Here is a 17,242-nt window from a genome sequence, read left to right on the forward strand (position 1 = left end):
TCATTCACGAGGCCGGCCCAGGTCGGTCAGCTCCGGGACGTCGTACTCCTGGTAGGAGGCCAGGAAGTGCTCGCGGTCCTCCAGGAACAGCGAGCGCGACAGCGCGTCCGCGAGCCGGTGCCCGCCCGCGCCGAGGCCGGAGTTCATGTTGCCGTTCAGGCCCATCGACACCCGCGCGCCGTAGGTGAAGTCGTGCACCCGGCCGACCCACGGGGCCGTGTCCGGAGTCTTCTCGGTGAACGCGAAGTCGCCCGCCAGATAGGGGTACGACGCCGTGCCCGCGTCCTCCCAGCCGGCGGGTGGGACGAACCGGTCGCCCCAGGTCGCGACGTGCGGGGCCAGGTCGCGCAGCTCGGGCCGCGCGGCGAGGTCGATGGTCGGCCCGGTCGCGCACACGACCTGGTCGAAGCGGAACTCCCCGGCGCCGGACGCGACCACGACGTCGTCACCGACGAGAGCGACCGACTTCCAGTCCGCGGCCGTGTGGTGGGCGAAGTTCTCCCAGCCGCTGCAGCGATACCAGCTCTGCTGCGGCGGCGGCTGGTTCACCCGGCCGAAGTGCACGCTGTAGCGCCACTTGTCCTCGTCGGGCAGGTCGGGGAAGTGCGCGCCGAACGCGTAGAACTCCATCCAGCGGAACAGGTTGACCCGCGGCACCTCGGGCCGCCGGTAGAACAGGTCGACGCTCGCCGCCCCGTGCTCCAGCGCGGTCGCGGCGTAGTCGAAGGCCGAGGCGCCGCCACCGAGCACGCCGACCCGCTGGCCGGCGTACCGACTGAAGTCGACGGGGGCGCCGGTGGTGACGTAGCGCGACTCGGGCAGCGCATCGCGGACGATCGCCGGTGCCGACCAGGCGCCGTTGCCGGCCAGGCCGGTGGCCAGCACGACCCGGCGCGCGAGCCGGGTGCCCTCGCTGGTGCCGACCTCCAGCACGCCGTCGCCGGCGTCGCGGATCGACCCCACGCGCACCCCGTTGCGCACCCGCGCCTCCGTGACCCGGCGGAACCACGCGAGGTAGTCCTGCCAGTGCTCCTTGGGCAGGAAGGTCAGCTCCTCCCAGGCCGCGTCGCCGTGGGCGGCGCGGTACCACGTCTCCGGGGTCAGCGACGGCAGCCCCTGGTCGGGGCCGGTCAGCGTCTTGGGGGTGCGCAGCGTGTGCATGGCGGCGTACGTCGTCCACGGGCCCTCGCGGCCGGGCTCGGACTCGTCGAGCAGCAGCACGTTGGTGATCGCCCGGCGCCGCAGCGCGAAGGCGAGGGTCAGCCCGCCCTGGCCGGCCCCGACGACCAGCACGTCGAGCACCGGCTCGCCGCCGCGGGTGCGCGGCGGCACCCAGGCCGGGCGTGGGTAGGCGGTCAGCTCCAGGTCGCGGCGCACCTGCTCCTCGAGCGTCTCCAGCGGGGTCATCGGGCTTCCTCCAGAAGGTCGTCCAGCCGCCGGGCGGCGGCCAGCAGTGCGTCGTCGCGGCCCTCGAAACCGATCAGCTGCACCCCCTGGGGGAGGCCGTCGACCTCCAGCCAGGGCGCGGTCAGGGCGGGTACGCCGAGCAGCGAGGCGGTCGCCGGCAGACGCCTGCAGCCGGTCGAGGCGTGGCCCTCGGGGGCCGGGTTGGTGGTGGCCAGCGTCAGCAGCACGTCGTACGACGACGCGAGCGTGGCCCAGGCCGTCCGCAGCTCGGCGCGGTGCGCGAGCGCGCGGGCCAGGCCCTCGGGCCCGATCGTCTCGGCGTGCTCGACCAGCTCGCGCAGCCGCGGGTCGCGCTCGCCGGCGGCGACGTGCCCGGCCAGGGTGGGTGCGCTCTCGCCGGCGAAGATGTCGAAGCAGCTCTGGCCCGAGCCCTGCAGCGCCGCGTCGACCGACCGCAGGTCGGGGGTGCCGTCGACGACCTCGACGCCCGCCAGAGGCGCGACCAGCGCGACGAGCGCGTCCAGCGCGGCTCTGGTCTCCGGACGCGGCAGTCCGCCGTCGTCGAGGAGGAGCCGGCCGACCCGCAGCGAAGTGGGGGGGACGTGCTGCGGGCCGACCGGCTCGATCAGGGTGGTGAACACCGCCTCGAGGTCGTCGAGGGAGGCAGCGACGACCCCGAGGTCGTCGAGGGTCTCGGAGAGCAGGTGCATGCCGTCGCGGGGGAGGGCACCGTGGCTGGGCTTGAAGCCCCAGGCGCCGCAGTACGACGCCGGCCGGATCGTCGAGGCCTGCGACTGGCTGGCCAGCGCCACCGGGACGATCCCCGCCCCGACCGCGGCGGCGGAGCCGGCCGAGCTGCCGCCGGGGGTGTGGCCGGGCCGGGTCGGGTGGTCGGTCACCGTCGTGGTCCCGCAGGCGAACGGCGTGCTGGTGGTGATGCCGACGACCACCGCCCCGGCCGCGCTTAGCCGGGCGACCGCGGTGGCATCGGTGGACGGCACCCGGCCGGCCAGGGTCGTCGAGCCGCAGGTGACGGGCATCCCGGCGACGTCGATGATCTCCTTGACCGCGACCGGCATGCCGGCGAGCGGCCCGCCACCGTGGCTTCGGTCGGCGGTGACGTGCGTGAAGGCGCGCAGCCGCGGCTCGACGGTCGCGAGCAGCCGCTCGGTCTCGGCGAGGTAGCCGGCCGGCTCGGCGGCGGTCCAGGGGCGCAGGCTCACGGCGCCGGCACCTGCTCGACGTACCAGTCGTGGATGGCCGACGAGGTCACCGCGCGGACGCCGCGGGTGGTCGTGATCGCCTCGACGATCCGCTCGATCTCGCCGACCCGGTGGGCGACGCCCATGATGTGCGGGTGCAGCCCGATCGGCATCACGACCGGGTTCCGCGTCGCCTCGACGACGTGCCGATCCAGGGTCCGCAGCGTGCGGTCGGCCAGCGCGCCGTCGGCCTGGAGGCCGACCTGGTAGGTCGTGACGTCGTTCAGCGTGAGCGTGTACGGCAGCCCCAGGATCGGACCCGCCTCCGTGGAGAGCCACACCGGCCGGTCGTCGATCATCCAGTCGTGGTTGAACTCCAGCCCGGCCCGCCGCATGACGCCGAGGGAGTGGTCGGTCTGGTTCATGCCGGGGGAGAGCCAGCCGCGGGCCGGTCCGAACCGGTCGGCGATCCGCTCCAGCGCCGCGGCGACGACCAGCTCCTCGTCGTCGTACGACTGGATCGACTGCTGGCGCACCCCGTGGGCGACCACCTCCCAGCCGCAGCGGTCGACGAGGTCGACCACCTGCGGGTAGCGGTCGATCACGTCGGCGTTGAGGGCGACCGTCACCGCGTCGGCCAGCGGCGCGAGCGCGTCGGCGAGCCGCGGCAGCCCGGCGCGCAGGCCGTAGAGCACCCAGGAGTGGTTGGCGACGTCGGGCACCACGCTCAGCCCGCCCGGCGCGGGCAGCGCGGCCCGGGGCATCGGCCGGTCGAGGGTCCAGTGCTCGAGGTTGACCACCACGTTGACCAGCACCGACGCGCCGTCGAGCGGGGCCAGCCGGGGGCCGTCGGCGGACAGCGCGAACCGGGCGGGGGCGGTGCGCTCGCTCACGGCGCCACCTCCGCGGCCAGGGAGAGCAGCAGCTCGTCGTCGTCGGGCAGGCCGAGCAGCGAGGTGCCGACGGGGGCGCCGTCGACGGTGCCGGTCGGCAGGCTGAGCTGGGGCGACCCGGTCAGCGAGGCCGGGACGACGAAGGCCAGGTTGCGATCGCGGTAGGCCAACAGCTCGGCGTGCGGGAGGTCGCGGCGCGGGGCAGGGGCGATCGCGGTGGGCAGCACCGCCACCGCGTCGTGCAGGAGTACGCCGAGCCGGGCCCGCAGGTCGGCGCGCAGCGTCTCGGCGGCGGCGACCTGCTCGTCGGTGATGTCGGCGGCGGCGCGGATCCGGTCCTCGATCCCCTCGCCGAGCACCGGGCGCGCACCGGTCACCCAGGCGCCGTTGCTCTCCCACAGCTGGCGGCTCATCAGCGGCCAGAAGACGCTGGTCAGCTCGGTGGGGAGCGGGTCGGTCACGAGTGGCGCCTCGACCAGCTCGAGCCCGAGCAGGCCCGCCCACCGCTCGGCGGCGGCGCGGGTCGCGGCGGCCGCGCCGGGGTCGGCGCGCTCGAGCAGGTCGGTGAGCAGCACCAGGTGCCCGACCATGCGCAGGGAGGCGGGTACGTCGGCCAGCACGGCGAACGCGGCCGCGACCGGGTCGACCGTGCGTCCCAGCAGCCCGACCGTGTCGAAGCCGGGCGCCATCGGCCGGATCCCGGCCACGTCGATCCGGCCGTGCGTCGGCCGCAGCCCGACCAGCCCGCAGAAGGCCGCCGGCACCCGGATCGAGCCGCCGGTGTCGGTGCCGATCCCGAGGTCGGCCTCGCCCGCGGCGACCGCGCTCGCGGAGCCGCTCGACGACCCGCCGGGCACCCGGTCCGGGGCGGCCGGGTTGGCCGGCGTACCGAAGTGGCTGTTGACGCCGAACATCCCCATCGCCAGCTCGTCGGTCGCGGTCTTGCCGACCACGCTGGCCCCGGCGGCGAGCACGGTCGCCACCGCCGCGGCGTGGGCGTCCGCCGGCGGCCCGGCCGCGAGCGTCGGGTTGCCGGCCGCGGTCACCCGGTCGGCCACGTCGAACAGGTCCTTGACGACCACCCGCAGTCCGTCCAGGGCACCCGAGCCCGTGGGCGCGAGGGTCAGCGCGCCGTCGGGGGCAAGGGCGGTGCTCACGCGCCGGCCCCGTCGTACGACGCCAGGAAGCCGCCGACGAGCTCCTCGACCTCGTCGAACGGGTAGAACCGGTGGGCCTGCCCGCGCACGACCGCGGCGGAGCCGGAGTAGAAGCGCTCGTACTGCACGTGCCGGCCGGCGAACTCCGAGCCGACGACGTCCCAGGCCAGCTTGAACAGCTTGACCCGCTCGCGCACCGGAAGGAGGTCGGAGCCCATCACGACCTCCATCGCCGCGGCCTGGACCGGATCGTCGAGATCGGCCAGCGAAGCCGGCACCTGGATGACCCCGCCGCCGGCGAGCTCGCCGAGCAGCCTGACCGCGCGCGGGTAGACCTCGGTCTGCATGCCGAGCGCGGCGTAGAGGTACTTGCCGGCCGGGCGCCACAGGCCGTACTCGTCGACCTCGGCGCGGGCGTGCGCGGCCTCGGTCAGCGCCTCGGACACGGTCTGGATGGTGGCGATCTCGGCGAGCTGGCCCTTGATGGCGAGGTCGGATTCGCGGCCGTTGGCCTTGACGACCAGGCTGGCGACGCCGGTGACGAAGCGCAGCTTCGCGGTGAGTCGCACGATCGACTGCAGGTTGCCGATCTGGTGGGCGGCGGTGCCGAAGAACTGACTGTTGATCACGCCGACGTCGCCGGCGGCGAAGACGCTCGACCACGGCACCAGCACCCGGTCGAAGACGACCATCGCGTCGGTCTCGTCGTAGCGCGCCGAGAGCGGGTAGTCGAACGACGAGCCGGCAGTGGCGTAGGGACGGCGGCACAGCAGCCGCAGGCCCGACGTCGCGATCGGTACGACGAACGACAGCGCGCGCTCGGACTCGTGCGGGGCGAGCGGTCGGACGCTGGTCACGAAGATCGCGTCGGCCACGGCGGCGCCGGTGCCGAGCATCTGGGCGCCGTCGACGACGATGCCCTCCTCGGTCTCCTCGACCAGCCGCACCGGGGTGACCCGGCTGGTCGGGTCGTGCGGGTTCTGCTGCGGCGGCACGATCGAGTTCGTGATCCACAGCCCCGCCGCGGCCGCGGAGTCGTGGTAGCCGACGACGTGCTTGCCGAGGCGGTGGGTCGCGGTGTCGAAGAGCTCGGGCCGCGACGCGAAGCCGGCGAGCAGCCCGGAGACGTGGTCGGGGCCGCGTCCGATGAAGCCGTGGGTCAGCCGGGACCACTCGTCGAGGGCGACCTTGCGCCGCTCGTGCTGCTCCCGGGTGCGCGGCATGGTGAAGATCGCGAGCCGTCCGGTCTCGGGGTCGACGAGCGGCGAGCCCGGCACGCAGGCGGCGTCGTACACCCCGGCCATGGTGTCGACGACGCCGGCGAACGCGGGGTGCTCGGCGACGTTGGCGACCAGCTCCCCGTCGACGTGGACCGCGCGGCCGTCGTCGAGAGAGGTGCGGTAGTCGGATCCGGTACGCATGTTCTTCTCCTGCTGCTCAGGTGGTGAGGATCGCGGCGTCGCCGGGGCCGGCGAACAGGTCCTCGACGGTGAACGGGGTGCTGATCAGCCCGTCGGCGAGCGAGTAGGCGACGAGCTGGTCGAGCATCCGCCGGTTGGCGGCGACTCCCGAGGCCCACAAGTCGGGGCCGAGGCGGCGCTCGGTCTCCAGGAGCTCCTCGAGCTGCCAGGGCAGCACCGTGTCGAGCGCGGTGGAGTCGAACAGGTCGGCGCGAGCCAGCCGCTGGGACTCGGTGAAGGCCCGGTAGAGCGCCATCGGCAGCTCGGGGTGAGCCTCGGCGAGCGGTCGCTTGATCGCCAGCACGTGCATGGCCGGAAAGATCCCGGTCTGCTCGAAGTACTCCACCTCGACGGGGCGCGGGTCCTCGAAGAGCCGTCGTACGCCGTCGCCGGGCCAGGTCGACGGCGCCCGGGCGGTCATCAGCGCGTCGATCTCGCCGGCCGCGAGCAGCTCGGCCAGGCTCGCGTCGGTACGCCGCTCGACGGTGAAGCCCGGCGGGTAGTGCTGCGGGTGCTCGTCGCCGGCCCGGGCCTCCTCCAGCCCGCCGGTGACGTACGTCGGTGCGAACCGGTCGAGCCCGAAGTGGTCGTGCAGCATCCCGCGCAGCCAGACGGCGGCGGCCATGTCGAAGACCGGGATGCCGATCCGGCGGCCCGCCAGGTCGGCCGGGACCTTGGCCCCGCTGTGCTCGCCGACGAAGACGCACGAGAGCCGGAAGTGGCGCGATGGGAACACCGGCACCGCCAGGTACGGCCGAGCCGGGTCCTCGAGGCTGCGCAGGTACGTCGCCACCGGGAACTCGCACACGTCGTAGGTGTGCTCGACGGTCTGCTGGTTGAACAGCGCCTGCACCCCGCTCAGGGCGACCTCGGCGCTCACCCCCTCGACGATGACCCGGCCGGCGGCCAGTGGGCGGGTGCGGGCGGAGTCGGACAGCCCGATCGTGATCCTCATGCCTCTCCTCTGCTGCTGATGACGCTCTCGACGCGGGAGCGGAGAGCGGTGCTGAAGCGGCCGTCGAGCTCCCACTCGATGGCGATGACCTGGCCGACGCGCTCCTCGAGCCCGGCGGGGAGCGGAACGGCGTTGTTGACGACGACCACGGCCGCATCGTCGAGACGAGGGTCGCCGTCCAGGTCGGGCGGGGCGTCCGGGTCGAACTCGATGCCCTCGATGACCCCCGGGTAGTACTGGCCCACGATCGCGGTCATCCACTGCACGCCGCGGCGGCTCGGGGCGACCACGACGATCCTCTCGCGGTCCCGGACGTCGATCAGGCGCCGCAGGGCCGAGGGCGAGGCGACCAGGTTGAGCTCGATGACCTGGTCGAGGTCGCGGACCAGCCCGTCGATGTCGTTGAGGTGGAAGATGGGTACGGCGACCGCGTCGAACTCCTCGTCGAGCAGTCGGCCCCGGGCGTCGGCGAGCAGCACCGGCTGCACCTCGACGCCGCTGGCCCGCTGCACCAGGTCCTGCACGTGCCGCAGGTCCCGCTCGTTGCACTCCACGACCGCGATCCGCCGCATCGAGTCGACCCGGTGCAGGGCGACCTCGACCATCGAGGTCAGGTCGGCGGCCGAGAACCCGAGCCGGCGGGCCCGGAGCAGCATCTCGTCGAGCTCCGCGGACACCACGTCGCGCGGGTCGACGGTCGCCGAGTCGGGCGGCAGCACGAAGGTGCCGCGCCGCGGGACGGTGCGGACCCGGCCGCCGCTGGCCAGCCGGCCGATCGCCCGGTCGACGGTCGAGGAGTTGGAGCCGAGCTCGGTGGCGAGCGCGCGGCACGACGGCAGCCGGGACCCGACCGGGTAGAAGCCGGTGAGCACCCGGTCCAGCAGCCTGCGGTAGATCTCGTCGACGCCCGGTGCGACCTCCATCAGCTGCTCGCCAGTCGCGACAGGTGGGGGAGACCGGCCCTGGTGACCAGCTCGGCGGCGACCGGCCGCGACTGCGCGGCCAGCTCGGCCGGGTCGACCTGCGTCACCTCGAAGTCCAGGACGCTGGCCCGGCCGTCGACCCAGACCTCCTTGACCTCGCGCGTCCCGGCCACGAACACCACCGCCTGGTACGGGTCGTGGACGTTGGCCAGCGTCGGGCCGGTGCCGTCGAGGACGACGACGTCGGCCTTCTTGCCCACCTCGAGGCTGCCGATGGAGTCCTCCATCCGCAGCGCACGGGCCCCGCCGACGGTCGCCATCTCCCAGGCCTCGAAGGCGCTCATCGCCGTCGCCTGCTGGTGGTGCACCCGGGCCAGCAGGGCCGCGGACTTCATGGCCTGCAGGAAGTCCTGGGAGTCGTTGGAGGCCGCCCCGTCGACGCCGATCCCGACGTCGACGCCGAGCTGCCGCAGCTCGGCGACCGGCGCGACGCCGCTGGCCAGGATCATGTTGGCGACCGGGTTGTGGGCGACGCCGACCCGGTGCTCGGCCATCAGCTGTCGGTCGGCGCGGTCCATCCACACGCAGTGCGCGGCCAGGGTCGGGGCCGCGAACAGCCCCTCGTGCGCGCAGTGCCCGACCACCGTGCGACCGGTCCGCTCGAAGGTCGCGGTGACCTCCTCGCGGATCTCCTGCACGTGGATGTGCACACCGTGCCCGCCGCCGGCGGCGTACTCGATCGAGCGGGCGAACAGCTCGTCGCTCTGGCCGCCGAGCGCGCCGATGCCGACCCGGAAGGTCTGCAGCCGGCTGCCGCCCACCGCCTCCCGCAGCGCGTCGTGCTCCTCGATCTGGCGCTGGATCGGACGGCCGCCGCGGTCGCCCGCGCCGAAGGAGAGCACGCCGCGCAGGCCGAGCTCCTCGAGCGCGTCGACGACCCCGGGGGTCACCGGTGGGGCGTCGGCGCCCGGGTGGCAGACGAACATGTCGTTGGCGGTCGTGACGCCGCTGCGCAGCATCTGGATGCCGCTGAGCATGGTGCCGAGGTACGCCGAGCGCCGGTCCAGGTGCGGGCTGACCGGGTTGATCAGGGCGCAGATCCACTCCCACAGGGTGTAGTCGCTGGCGATGCCGGTGATCAGCCCCTCGGAGAAGTGACCGTGGGTGTTGACGAAGCCGGGGGAGACGATGTCGTACGCCGACCCGTGCACCTCGGCGTCCGGGTGCGCGGCGACCAGCTCGTCGTACGTCCCGACGGCCGTGATCCGGTCGCCGTCCAGGACGACCCCGCCGTCGGCGATCGGCTCGGGTGCGAGCACCCACGCACCCCGGATGAGCACCGTCATGCGGGCCGGCCGCTCGCGTAGTCGAACGCGTCCGGCCGGGGCGCGACCAGGTCGGCGTACAGCTCCGGTCGGCGAGCGCGCAGCAGGCCGGGGACGGAGTCGAAGGGCTTCGGCTCGGTGATCGAGTCGTCGTGGTCGCGCAGCCAGCGGACCCGCTCCAGGTCGAGGGTGGCGACGACCAGCTCGCGCCGGCCGGCCTGGGCCAGCACGTGCTCGGGGCCGGTGATCATCGCGGCGCCCTGCTCCTCGCCCCACAGGTTGTTGGTGAGGCCGACGTAGCAGAGGTTCTCGATCGCCCGGGCCTGGTTGATGACCTGCCAGTTGCGGGTCAGGTTGGTGAACCCGCCGCCGGCCGGGGAGAGGATGACCTCGGCGCCGCGCAGCGCGACGATCCGGGCGACCTCCGGGGTCCACATCTCCGAGCAGACGACGATGCCGAACGGCACCCCGTCGATCTCGACGTTGCCGAACACCTGGCCCGGCGAGGTCAGCACGCCGCTGGTCTGCTCGGCGGGGATGGTGGCCGGGTGGGTGCGCTCGTAGCGCAGCAGGGTGGCGCCGTCGCGGCCGGTCACGTAGACCACGAGCCGGTTGAGTCCGTCCTCGCAGATCTCGTTGCGCGACCAGACGACGTTCAGGTCACCGGCCTTCGCGGCGGCCGTGAGTGCCGGCCCCGCGTCGTACGACGGGATCGTGAGGTCGACCGGCCCGGGGCTGAACTCGGGGAAGCAGATCAGGTCCGCGCCTGCTGCTGCGGCCTGCTCCACGAGCGCCACCGCGTGCTGGATGTTGGGGCTGCCGTCGTCGCCCGGGATGCGGCGGGGCTGGGCCATCGCGAGGGTGAAGGAGGAGCGGGTCATGGCCGGGAGCGTAGGGACGCCGGAAGGCGCAGAACGGCCCCGTAACTGGCTGTTTACGGCCCTCCCGACATCTTCTCGACTGTGTTACATGAGCGGGGACAGGGGGACAGCAGAGACTCGTGTGACGTGGCCCGCATCGTCCGTCCGACCCGTCGGGACGGGTCTACGGTGTGCCCGTGCCGAGGTCCCTGCGCCCCTGGCTGCTGCTGCTCGCGCTGGCCGCGGGCGTGTCGGTGGCCTTCACCCTTGCCCACCTGCCCACGCCGCTGCTCTTCGGCGGCCTGGTCGGGGCGCTCGTGTACGCCGTGACCCGGCCGACCGTGCCGCTGCGGCTGCCGGACCGATGGTTCACCACCGGCCAGGCGGTCGTCGGCGTGCTCGTCGGCGCGTCCGTCGACTGGGGCAGCCTGCGCTCGCTCGGCGTCAGCTGGCTCGTCGTCGCGCTGGTGTCCTGCTTCTCGCTGGTCGTCTCCGTGCTGGCCGGGCAGCTGCTGATGCGGCACGGCGTCTCGCGGGTGACCGCGACGTTCGCCTCCATCGCCGGCGGGGCGGCCGGCCTGACCGCCGTCTCCGACGAGCTCGGTGCCGACTCCCGGGTCGTCGCGAGCCTGCAGTACCTCCGGCTGCTCGTCGTACTCGTCACGATGCCGCTGGTCGCGACCCTGGTCTTCGACGCCCGCGAGGACGCCGACCCGCTCGACGTCGCCGCTCACTCGCTGCCCACCGACCTGGCCTTCGCGCTGCTCGCGATCGTCGTCGGGCTGGTCGGCGGGCGGCTGCTGCGCTTCCCGACGCCGGCGATCCTCGGCCCGCTCGCCGCCGCCGCGCTGCTCACCCTGGTGCCCGCCTTCGGCGACGCCCAGGTGCCGTGGGTGGTCGCTGCCGTCGGGTACGCCGTCATCGGGATCCAGGTCGGCCTGAAGTTCACCGTCGCCAGCCTCCGCCAGATCGGCCGGATGCTGCCCACCGCGCTCCTCACCATCGTGACCACCCTGGTCTCCTGCGCCGGCCTCGGCTGGCTGCTGGTCGCGCTGACCGACGCCGAGCCGCTCGACGCCTACCTGGCGACCAACCCCGGCGGCATCTACGCCGTGCTCGGCATGTCCGCCGCCACCGGCGGCGACGTCACCTTCGTGGCCGCCACCCAGGTGCTCCGGCTCCTCATCGTGCTCGGCAGCGCGCCCTTCGTGGCCGCCTACCTGAGGAGATTCGAGTGAGCGCGAGCCGCCGGACCGGCTGGGTGTTCGACGAGCGCTACCTGTGGCACGACACCGGCACCGGGGCGGGGCCGCTGCCCGCGAGCCTGAGCCCGTGGATCGAGCCGATGGACCACGTCGAGTCGCCGCCCTCCAAGCGCCGCCTCCTCAACCTGCTCACCGTCTCCGGCCTGCTCGAGCAGCTGCACCAGGTGCGGCCGCGGCCGGCCACCGAGGCGCAGGTGGAGGCGGTGCACACCCCGGAGCTGCGGCGCCGGATCCAGGCCGCCGCCGCGAGCGGTCGCGGTGATGCCGGTGACGGGGCGAGCCCGTTCGGCGCTGCGTCGTACGACATCGCGCTGCTGGCGGCCGGCGGCGTGGTCGCGGCCGTGGACGCCGTCCTCGACGGCGAGGTCGACAACGCCTACGCGCTGGTCCGGCCGCCGGGCCACCACGCCTCCGCCGAGACGGGCTGGGGCTTCTGCCTGTTCAACAATGTCGCGATCGCGGCCCGGCACGCTCGCTCGCGCGGCCTGGCGAGGGTGGCGATCCTCGACTGGGATGTCCACCACGGCAGCGGCACCGAGTCGATCTTCGCGGCCGACCCGAGCGTGCTGACGATCTCGCTGCACCAGGACGGCGCGTACCCGACCGGTTCGGGCCCGGTGTCGTACGTCGGGGAGGGCGCCGGTCTCGGCGCCAACCTCAACGTGCCGCTGCCGCCCGGGTCCGGATCCGGCGCCTACGAGCACGCGATGACCGAGGTCGTGCGGCCGGCGCTGGCCCGCTTCCGACCCGACCTGCTGCTCGTCGCCTCCGGCCTGGACGGCAACGGCGGTGACCCGATGGCCCGGCAGCTGCTGAGCTCCGAGGGCTTCCGGATGTTGGCCCGGCACGCCCGCCAGGTCGCCGAGGAGCTCTGCGGCGGCCGGCTGGTGCTGGCCCACGAGGGCGGCTACAACCCGTGGATCGTGCCGTTCTGCGGGCTCGCGATCGTCGAGGAGCTCAGCGGCGTCCGCACCCCGGTGGTGGACCCGTACCTCGCCGCGCTCGAGGGGTACGGCCAGGGTCTGCTCCCGCACCAGGCGGCCGCCGTCGCCCGGGCCGTCGCGCAGGTGGTCGGGGTGCCGGCGGGCTGAGCCGAAATCGTCTGCCGCGGATGACGCGCCGACTCCCCGGTCGGACCAGCATCGGTCACGTCCGAGTACGGGCGAATCGAGTGCCGAGTTCGAGTGGGAGACGCGATGGGGCTGCGCGACAGGGGCCAGCGGCGGCGGGACGAGCGCGAGAACTTCGGTCGTCACGGCGCGGCCACCCGCTTCCAGTTGCGCCAGAAGCTGGTCTCCGTGGGGGACGACTTCTGGATCGAGGACGACGCGGGCGCGCGGCAGTTCCGGGTGAACGGCAAGGCCCTCAGGCTGCGCGACACCCTGGACCTGGAGGACCCGAGCGGGGCCGTCCTGTGCCGGATCCAGACCCGGGTCCTGCACCTGCGCGACTCGATGGCCATCGAGGATCCGGCGGGCGAGCGGCTCGCCCTGGTGCACAAGGCGCTGATCTCCCCGCTGCGGGAGCGCTGGAAGGTCGACCGGCCCGCCGGGCCCGACTGGTCGGTGCAGGGCAGCATCGCCGACCACGAGTACGAGATCGAGGAAGACGACACCAAGATCGCCGAGGTCTCGAAGAAGTGGTTCCGGGCGCGCGACACGTACGGCGTCCAGGTCGCCCCGGGCGTGGACGCCGTACTCGTCCTCGCCGTGACCGTCGCGGTGGACGCGATGGCACATCCGAGCAAGTGAGCACGAACGACACACGACCGACAAGCGTCAAGGAGAGCGACGATGACCGCTGCTGACCAGCACCGCCATTCACAGTCCGCGATCGCGCGAGAGCCCGACCCCGGCACCTCCGGCTGGGTCGGATGGATCGCCTTCGCCGGCGTCATGATGATCCTGCTCGGGGGCCTGCACGTCTTCCAGGGCATCGTCGCGCTCGTCAAGGACGAGTACTTCCTCGTCACCTCGAACGGGCTCGCGGTCAACGTCGACTTCACCGCCTGGGGCTGGACCCATCTGATCGGCGGGGCGCTGGTCATCCTCGCGGGCTTCGGGGTCCTCGCCGGCCAGATGTGGGCACGGGTCGTCGGGGTGATCGTGGCCGTCGTCAGCGTGCTGATCAACGTTGCGTTCCTCGCGGCCTACCCCTTCTGGTCGTTGACCATGATCGCGCTGGGGATCGTCGTGATCATGGCGCTGACCGTGCACGGCGCCGACATCAAGGCGCGACGCTGATCAGGCGCCGAGGAGCTCGAGGGCGCGCGCCCGGCGTACCGCCTCGTTCCGGCGGGTGACCGCGAGCTTCCTCAGGATGTGGCGGACGTGGGTGCGGACCGTGTTGACGGACACGAACATCGTCGCCGCGATCTCCTCGGTGGTCAGCAGCTCCGAGAGGTGCCCGAGCACCTCGCGTTCCCTGGTGGTCAGCGGCTCGAGGACGACCCCGGTGAGCCCGGGCCCGACCAGCTCCGGAGCGCGCGCCGGTCGGCCCGCCTCCTGGGCGGCACCGCGGCACGCCGCGCGGGTGCGTACGGCGGCGGTGGGCCCCGCCCCCACCGGCAGCTCGGCGACGACGCCGTGCGCGGCGTACCACCGCACCGCCCTGCGCTGCAGGCCGGCGAGGCGAGCCGGCGACGCGTAGGCCAGCTCGGCACAGAGCAGCTCCCGGAAGAGGGCGTGGTAGCGGTACCAGCCCGGTTTGGTCGCGACCTCCTCGACCAGCACGTTCGCGTGCGCCAGTACGGCGAGCGTCCGCGACGCCGCACGACCGCCGAGCTCCTCGATCAGACCCGGTTGGAGGAGCTCGACCACGCTGGTGCGGAGGAGTACGTCGCGGGCATCGACCGGCTGGGCCATCAGGATCTCGTTGATGAGGTACTCCGCGATGTTGCCGGTGGCACCGGTGATCCGGTCGGCCTCGGCGTCGGGGTCCTGGGACTGGGCGAGCGTCGTCGCCACGAACCGCAGCCCGGCGGTCCACCCCCCGACGCGGTCGACCAGCGCCCGGATGGTCTCCGGCCTCAGCACGACCCCCGCCTGCTGGAGCAGTCGTTCGGTCTCCTGCTGGTTCCACGCCAGGTCCGCGAGGCGGACCTCGGCCAGGTCGCCCGACAGGCGCCACCGGTGCACCGGGAGGATCGGGTCCGTGCGACTCACGATGACCAGTCGGAGGTGCTCGCCACTGTGGGCGAGCAGGAACTCCAGTCCCTCGGCGAGCTGCCGATCCGCGACCTCGTAGCCGTCCAGCACGAGCGTCAGCGGGCCGTCCAGCTCGGCGAGGGCCGTGCCGATGCGCGCGAGGAGCGTGCGGCTGGTGCGCCCGGATCCAGGGGGTCCCCCCGGGACCCGGAGACCGCATCGACGCAGGCAGTCCACGACGAGGGGCCAGAAGATCGCCGGCCGGTCGTCGCCCGCCTCGAACGTGACCCAGCCGATCCGCTCGCCCGGCACCTGTCGAGCGAGCCGACCGGTCGCCCAGGCGGCCACCGCGACCGTCTTCCCGCTGCCCGCCGGGGCCGAGACCAGGGTCAGACCTCGCCCGGTGCCGGCCTCCAGCGCCTCGTCGAGGCGTGGCCGTTCGACGTAGCACCGCGGAGCGGCGGGCACCGCACAGCGGGCCCGGAGCAGGGGACTGTCGCGGCCCGGGTCTGGCTCCTGCGCCATCGTCGCCATGTTCGCGACCCTGGCGCAGACGCCCGCGCGCGTCATCACCCGCTACGGGTTACCAGGCTGCGGCGGCGGGTCGATGCGGCGGACCTCCCGGACCAGCAGGTCGGCGCGCGCCAGGAGCTCGACGATCTCACCGAGACGCTGGTCCGCGTCGTCGCGCACGACGAGCACGGTGCAGGCCGGGAGCTCGCGAACGCGGTGGTCGGCGAACGCCGCACGCAGCACGGGGCCCATCCGGCCGGCCACCGTCATCTCGTAGGTGCGACCAGGACTCCGCTCGACGCCGGTCATGGCGATCCGCCGCCGTCTTGCCAGGGCTCGGTCTCGGGCACGGCCCGGAGCTCCACCAGGTCCAGGTTCAGCGCCACCAGGCGGCGCAGCAGGCCCTGCAGCGCAGCCTGATCCGCGAACCGGCCACGCAGCACGGTCCGTGACTCCTGGGGCGTCGCGGTCACGTTCCCGAACCCTCGGATGAGCTCACGCGACACCGTTCCCGTGACCAGGATCTCGTACGTCGTAACGGCCATCAGACGTCCCTTCGGCGCTCACCCGGACCGTGGCCATCCCACCTCGCTCGCCCGCGATCGTCGTCATCCGGCGCGCATGAACGTCGCGACGCCGAGCCGGGACAGATCATCCCCACCGAAGGACGCGGACCGTGCTCCGCCCCGGCAGCGTGCAGGGTGCGGGTCGCCCGGTCTGCGAGCGCCCGACACCCCGTGGACTCGACCAGGGAGGAACCCATGCCACCGGCAGAGGACGTGGAGTCGCTACGAGCGCGGGTCCGAGAGCTCGAGCAGCAGCAGGCCGGCGGGGCCGGCACGGAGCGGCCGTCGGGCTCGAGGACCGGGGGTCTCGTCCGCACCTCGCTGGTCACGGTGATGCTGGTGCTGGCGTCGGTGCTGGCGCCCATCACCGTCGTCGCGACCTGGGCGCACGACCAGATCGGGGACACCGACCGGTACGTCGAGACCGTGGCACCGCTCGCCTCGGACCCGGCCGTGCAGAGCGCGATCGCGACCCGGATCTCCGAGGAGATCTTCGCCTACATCGCCGTCGACGAGGTCACCACGGAGGTGCTCACCGCACTCGCCGGCCAGCCCTTCGTGCCCGAGCGCGCCGGGGACCTCCTGCCGTCGCTCGCCGTTCCGCTGAGCTCGGCGATCGAGAGCTTCATCGGCGACCGCATCGACGCGGTCGTCAGCTCGGAGATCTTCGAGGACGCCTGGGTGGAGGCCAACCGCCAGGCCCACGCCCAGCTGGTGGCCGTCCTGACCGGAGAGGTGGACGGGACGGTGAGTGTCGAGGACGGTGCGGTCCGAGTGAGCATCGCCAGCCTGGTCGCCGCCGTGAAGCAACGGCTCCTCGACGAGGGTTTCGCCTTCGCCAACCGCATCCCCGAGGTCACCGCGACCTTCACCATCTTCGAGGCCAAGAACATCGGGACCGCCCAGAAGTGGTTCTCGTGGCTCGACACCATCGCTCGAGTGCTGCCGGTCCTGACCCTGCTCCTGGTCTTCGGTGCGGTGCTGATCGCTCGCAGCCGTCGCCGGGCCCTGCTCGCCGCGGGCCTGTGCATCGCCGGTTCGATGATCCTGCTCGGCCTCACGCTCAACCTCGTTCGGCCGGCCTACCTCGACGCCGTGCCGGCCTCGGCGATCCCCTCCGACGCGGCGGCTGTCATCTACGACGAGCTGGTCCGCTTCATCCGCACCGCGCTGCGTGCCGTCGGCTTCGTCGCCCTCGCCATCGCGGCTGCGGCGTTCTGGTTCGCGCCGTCCGGCGCAGGTGCGGCCTGCCGAGGCGGCGCCTCGGCCGTCCTGGGCCGCATCCGTCGACGCGCCACCCGGGCGGGGATGGACACCGGGCCGGTCGGCACCTTCCTGTCGACGTACCGCGCGTTCACGCGGTCCGTCGTCGTCGGGCTCGGCGCCCTGGTCTACCTGTCCCTGAGCCACCCCACCGGCGCAGACGCGCTGACGCTCATCGTCGTCATCGTCGTGGTCCTCGTCGTGTTGGAGTTCCTCGCCTCGGGCGAGAAGGCTCCGTCCCTGGGCGACGAGAAGGTCATCCCCCCGGGATGAGGACCGCACGAGTGGTCGGCGTCAGGCTCGTCCT

The 17,242-nt window shown here is 73.3% G+C and carries 17 protein-coding genes; 5 read left to right on the plus strand and 12 right to left on the minus strand.

Features of this window, described 5'->3' with window-relative positions; genetic code table 11:
- The 9 genes from MUB56_RS16335 to MUB56_RS16375 are packed head-to-tail and all read right to left on the minus strand — an operon-like array spanning position 1 to position 10,203.
- Positions 1-1,407, minus strand: coding sequence for an NAD(P)/FAD-dependent oxidoreductase (locus tag MUB56_RS16335; RefSeq protein WP_244928071.1), 1,407 nt, complete (start codon positions 1,405-1,407; stop codon positions 1-3).
- Positions 1,404-2,630, minus strand: a complete 1,227-nt coding sequence (locus MUB56_RS16340; protein ID WP_244928072.1) for an amidase — start codon at positions 2,628-2,630, stop codon at positions 1,404-1,406. Before MUB56_RS16340 ends, MUB56_RS16335 begins: the two co-directional genes overlap by 4 nt.
- On the minus strand, positions 2,627-3,502 hold the full coding sequence (locus MUB56_RS16345) for a hypothetical protein (RefSeq protein WP_244928073.1): 876 nt from the start codon (positions 3,500-3,502) through the stop codon (positions 2,627-2,629). The genes MUB56_RS16340 and MUB56_RS16345 overlap by 4 nt, the downstream gene beginning before the upstream one ends.
- Complete coding sequence (locus tag MUB56_RS16350) at positions 3,499-4,659, minus strand: amidase family protein (RefSeq protein ID WP_244928074.1); 1,161 nt, start codon at positions 4,657-4,659, stop codon at positions 3,499-3,501. Before MUB56_RS16350 ends, MUB56_RS16345 begins: the two co-directional genes overlap by 4 nt.
- A complete protein-coding gene (locus MUB56_RS16355) occupies positions 4,656-6,080 on the minus strand; it encodes a 4-hydroxyphenylacetate 3-hydroxylase N-terminal domain-containing protein (RefSeq protein WP_244928075.1) in 1,425 nt (474 codons plus the stop codon). The genes MUB56_RS16350 and MUB56_RS16355 overlap by 4 nt, the downstream gene beginning before the upstream one ends.
- 16 nt (positions 6,081-6,096) lie before the next feature.
- Entirely contained in the window at positions 6,097-7,074 is a 978-nt protein-coding gene (locus MUB56_RS16360) for a hypothetical protein (RefSeq protein ID WP_244928076.1), read from the minus strand.
- The gene (locus tag MUB56_RS16365; protein ID WP_244928077.1) at positions 7,071-7,997 is read right to left on the minus strand and encodes a winged helix-turn-helix domain-containing protein; all 927 of its coding nucleotides are present in this window, start codon (positions 7,995-7,997) and stop codon (positions 7,071-7,073) included. The genes MUB56_RS16360 and MUB56_RS16365 overlap by 4 nt, the downstream gene beginning before the upstream one ends.
- Entirely contained in the window at positions 7,997-9,343 is a 1,347-nt protein-coding gene (locus MUB56_RS16370; RefSeq protein WP_244928078.1) for an amidohydrolase, read from the minus strand. Before MUB56_RS16370 ends, MUB56_RS16365 begins: the two co-directional genes overlap by 1 nt.
- The gene (locus tag MUB56_RS16375; protein WP_244928079.1) at positions 9,340-10,203 is read right to left on the minus strand and encodes a carbon-nitrogen hydrolase family protein; all 864 of its coding nucleotides are present in this window, start codon (positions 10,201-10,203) and stop codon (positions 9,340-9,342) included. Before MUB56_RS16375 ends, MUB56_RS16370 begins: the two co-directional genes overlap by 4 nt.
- A 176-nt stretch (positions 10,204-10,379) precedes the next feature.
- Between MUB56_RS16375 and MUB56_RS16380 the strand changes: the two genes are divergently transcribed.
- The 4 genes from MUB56_RS16380 (at position 10,380) to MUB56_RS16395 (ending at position 13,690) form a co-directional block, all read left to right on the plus strand.
- Positions 10,380-11,420: an AbrB family transcriptional regulator gene (locus tag MUB56_RS16380; protein ID WP_244928080.1), complete on the plus strand. Its 1,041-nt coding sequence runs from the start codon at positions 10,380-10,382 to the stop codon at positions 11,418-11,420.
- On the plus strand, positions 11,417-12,538 hold the full coding sequence (locus MUB56_RS16385) for a class II histone deacetylase (protein WP_244928081.1): 1,122 nt from the start codon (positions 11,417-11,419) through the stop codon (positions 12,536-12,538). The genes MUB56_RS16380 and MUB56_RS16385 overlap by 4 nt, the downstream gene beginning before the upstream one ends.
- Positions 12,539-12,643: 105 nt before the next feature.
- Entirely contained in the window at positions 12,644-13,198 is a 555-nt protein-coding gene (locus tag MUB56_RS16390) for an LURP-one-related family protein (protein ID WP_244928082.1), read from the plus strand.
- Positions 13,199-13,240: 42 nt separating this feature from the next.
- Positions 13,241-13,690 carry a hypothetical protein gene (locus MUB56_RS16395; RefSeq protein WP_244928083.1) on the plus strand — a complete coding sequence of 150 codons (450 nt, stop codon included), beginning with the start codon at positions 13,241-13,243 and terminating at the stop codon, positions 13,688-13,690.
- Here MUB56_RS16395 and MUB56_RS16400 read toward each other — a convergent pair whose 3' ends face one another.
- The 3 genes from MUB56_RS16400 to MUB56_RS16410 are packed head-to-tail and all read right to left on the minus strand — an operon-like array spanning position 13,691 to position 15,651.
- Positions 13,691-15,118, minus strand: a complete 1,428-nt coding sequence (locus tag MUB56_RS16400) for a LuxR family transcriptional regulator (RefSeq protein WP_244928084.1) — start codon at positions 15,116-15,118, stop codon at positions 13,691-13,693.
- Positions 15,119-15,169: 51 nt separating this feature from the next.
- A complete protein-coding gene (locus MUB56_RS16405; RefSeq protein ID WP_244928085.1) occupies positions 15,170-15,415 on the minus strand; it encodes a hypothetical protein in 246 nt (81 codons plus the stop codon).
- Positions 15,412-15,651: a hypothetical protein gene (locus MUB56_RS16410; protein ID WP_244928086.1), complete on the minus strand. Its 240-nt coding sequence runs from the start codon at positions 15,649-15,651 to the stop codon at positions 15,412-15,414. Before MUB56_RS16410 ends, MUB56_RS16405 begins: the two co-directional genes overlap by 4 nt.
- 216 nt (positions 15,652-15,867) lie before the next feature.
- On the opposite strand from MUB56_RS16410, the gene MUB56_RS16415 reads away from it, so the two are divergent.
- Positions 15,868-17,208 carry a hypothetical protein gene (locus MUB56_RS16415; protein ID WP_244928087.1) on the plus strand — a complete coding sequence of 447 codons (1,341 nt, stop codon included), beginning with the start codon at positions 15,868-15,870 and terminating at the stop codon, positions 17,206-17,208.
- Positions 17,209-17,242 lie beyond the last annotated feature (34 nt).

The sequence above is a fragment of the Nocardioides sp. W7 genome, from assembly GCF_022919075.1.
Classification (GTDB): domain Bacteria; phylum Actinomycetota; class Actinomycetes; order Propionibacteriales; family Nocardioidaceae; genus Nocardioides.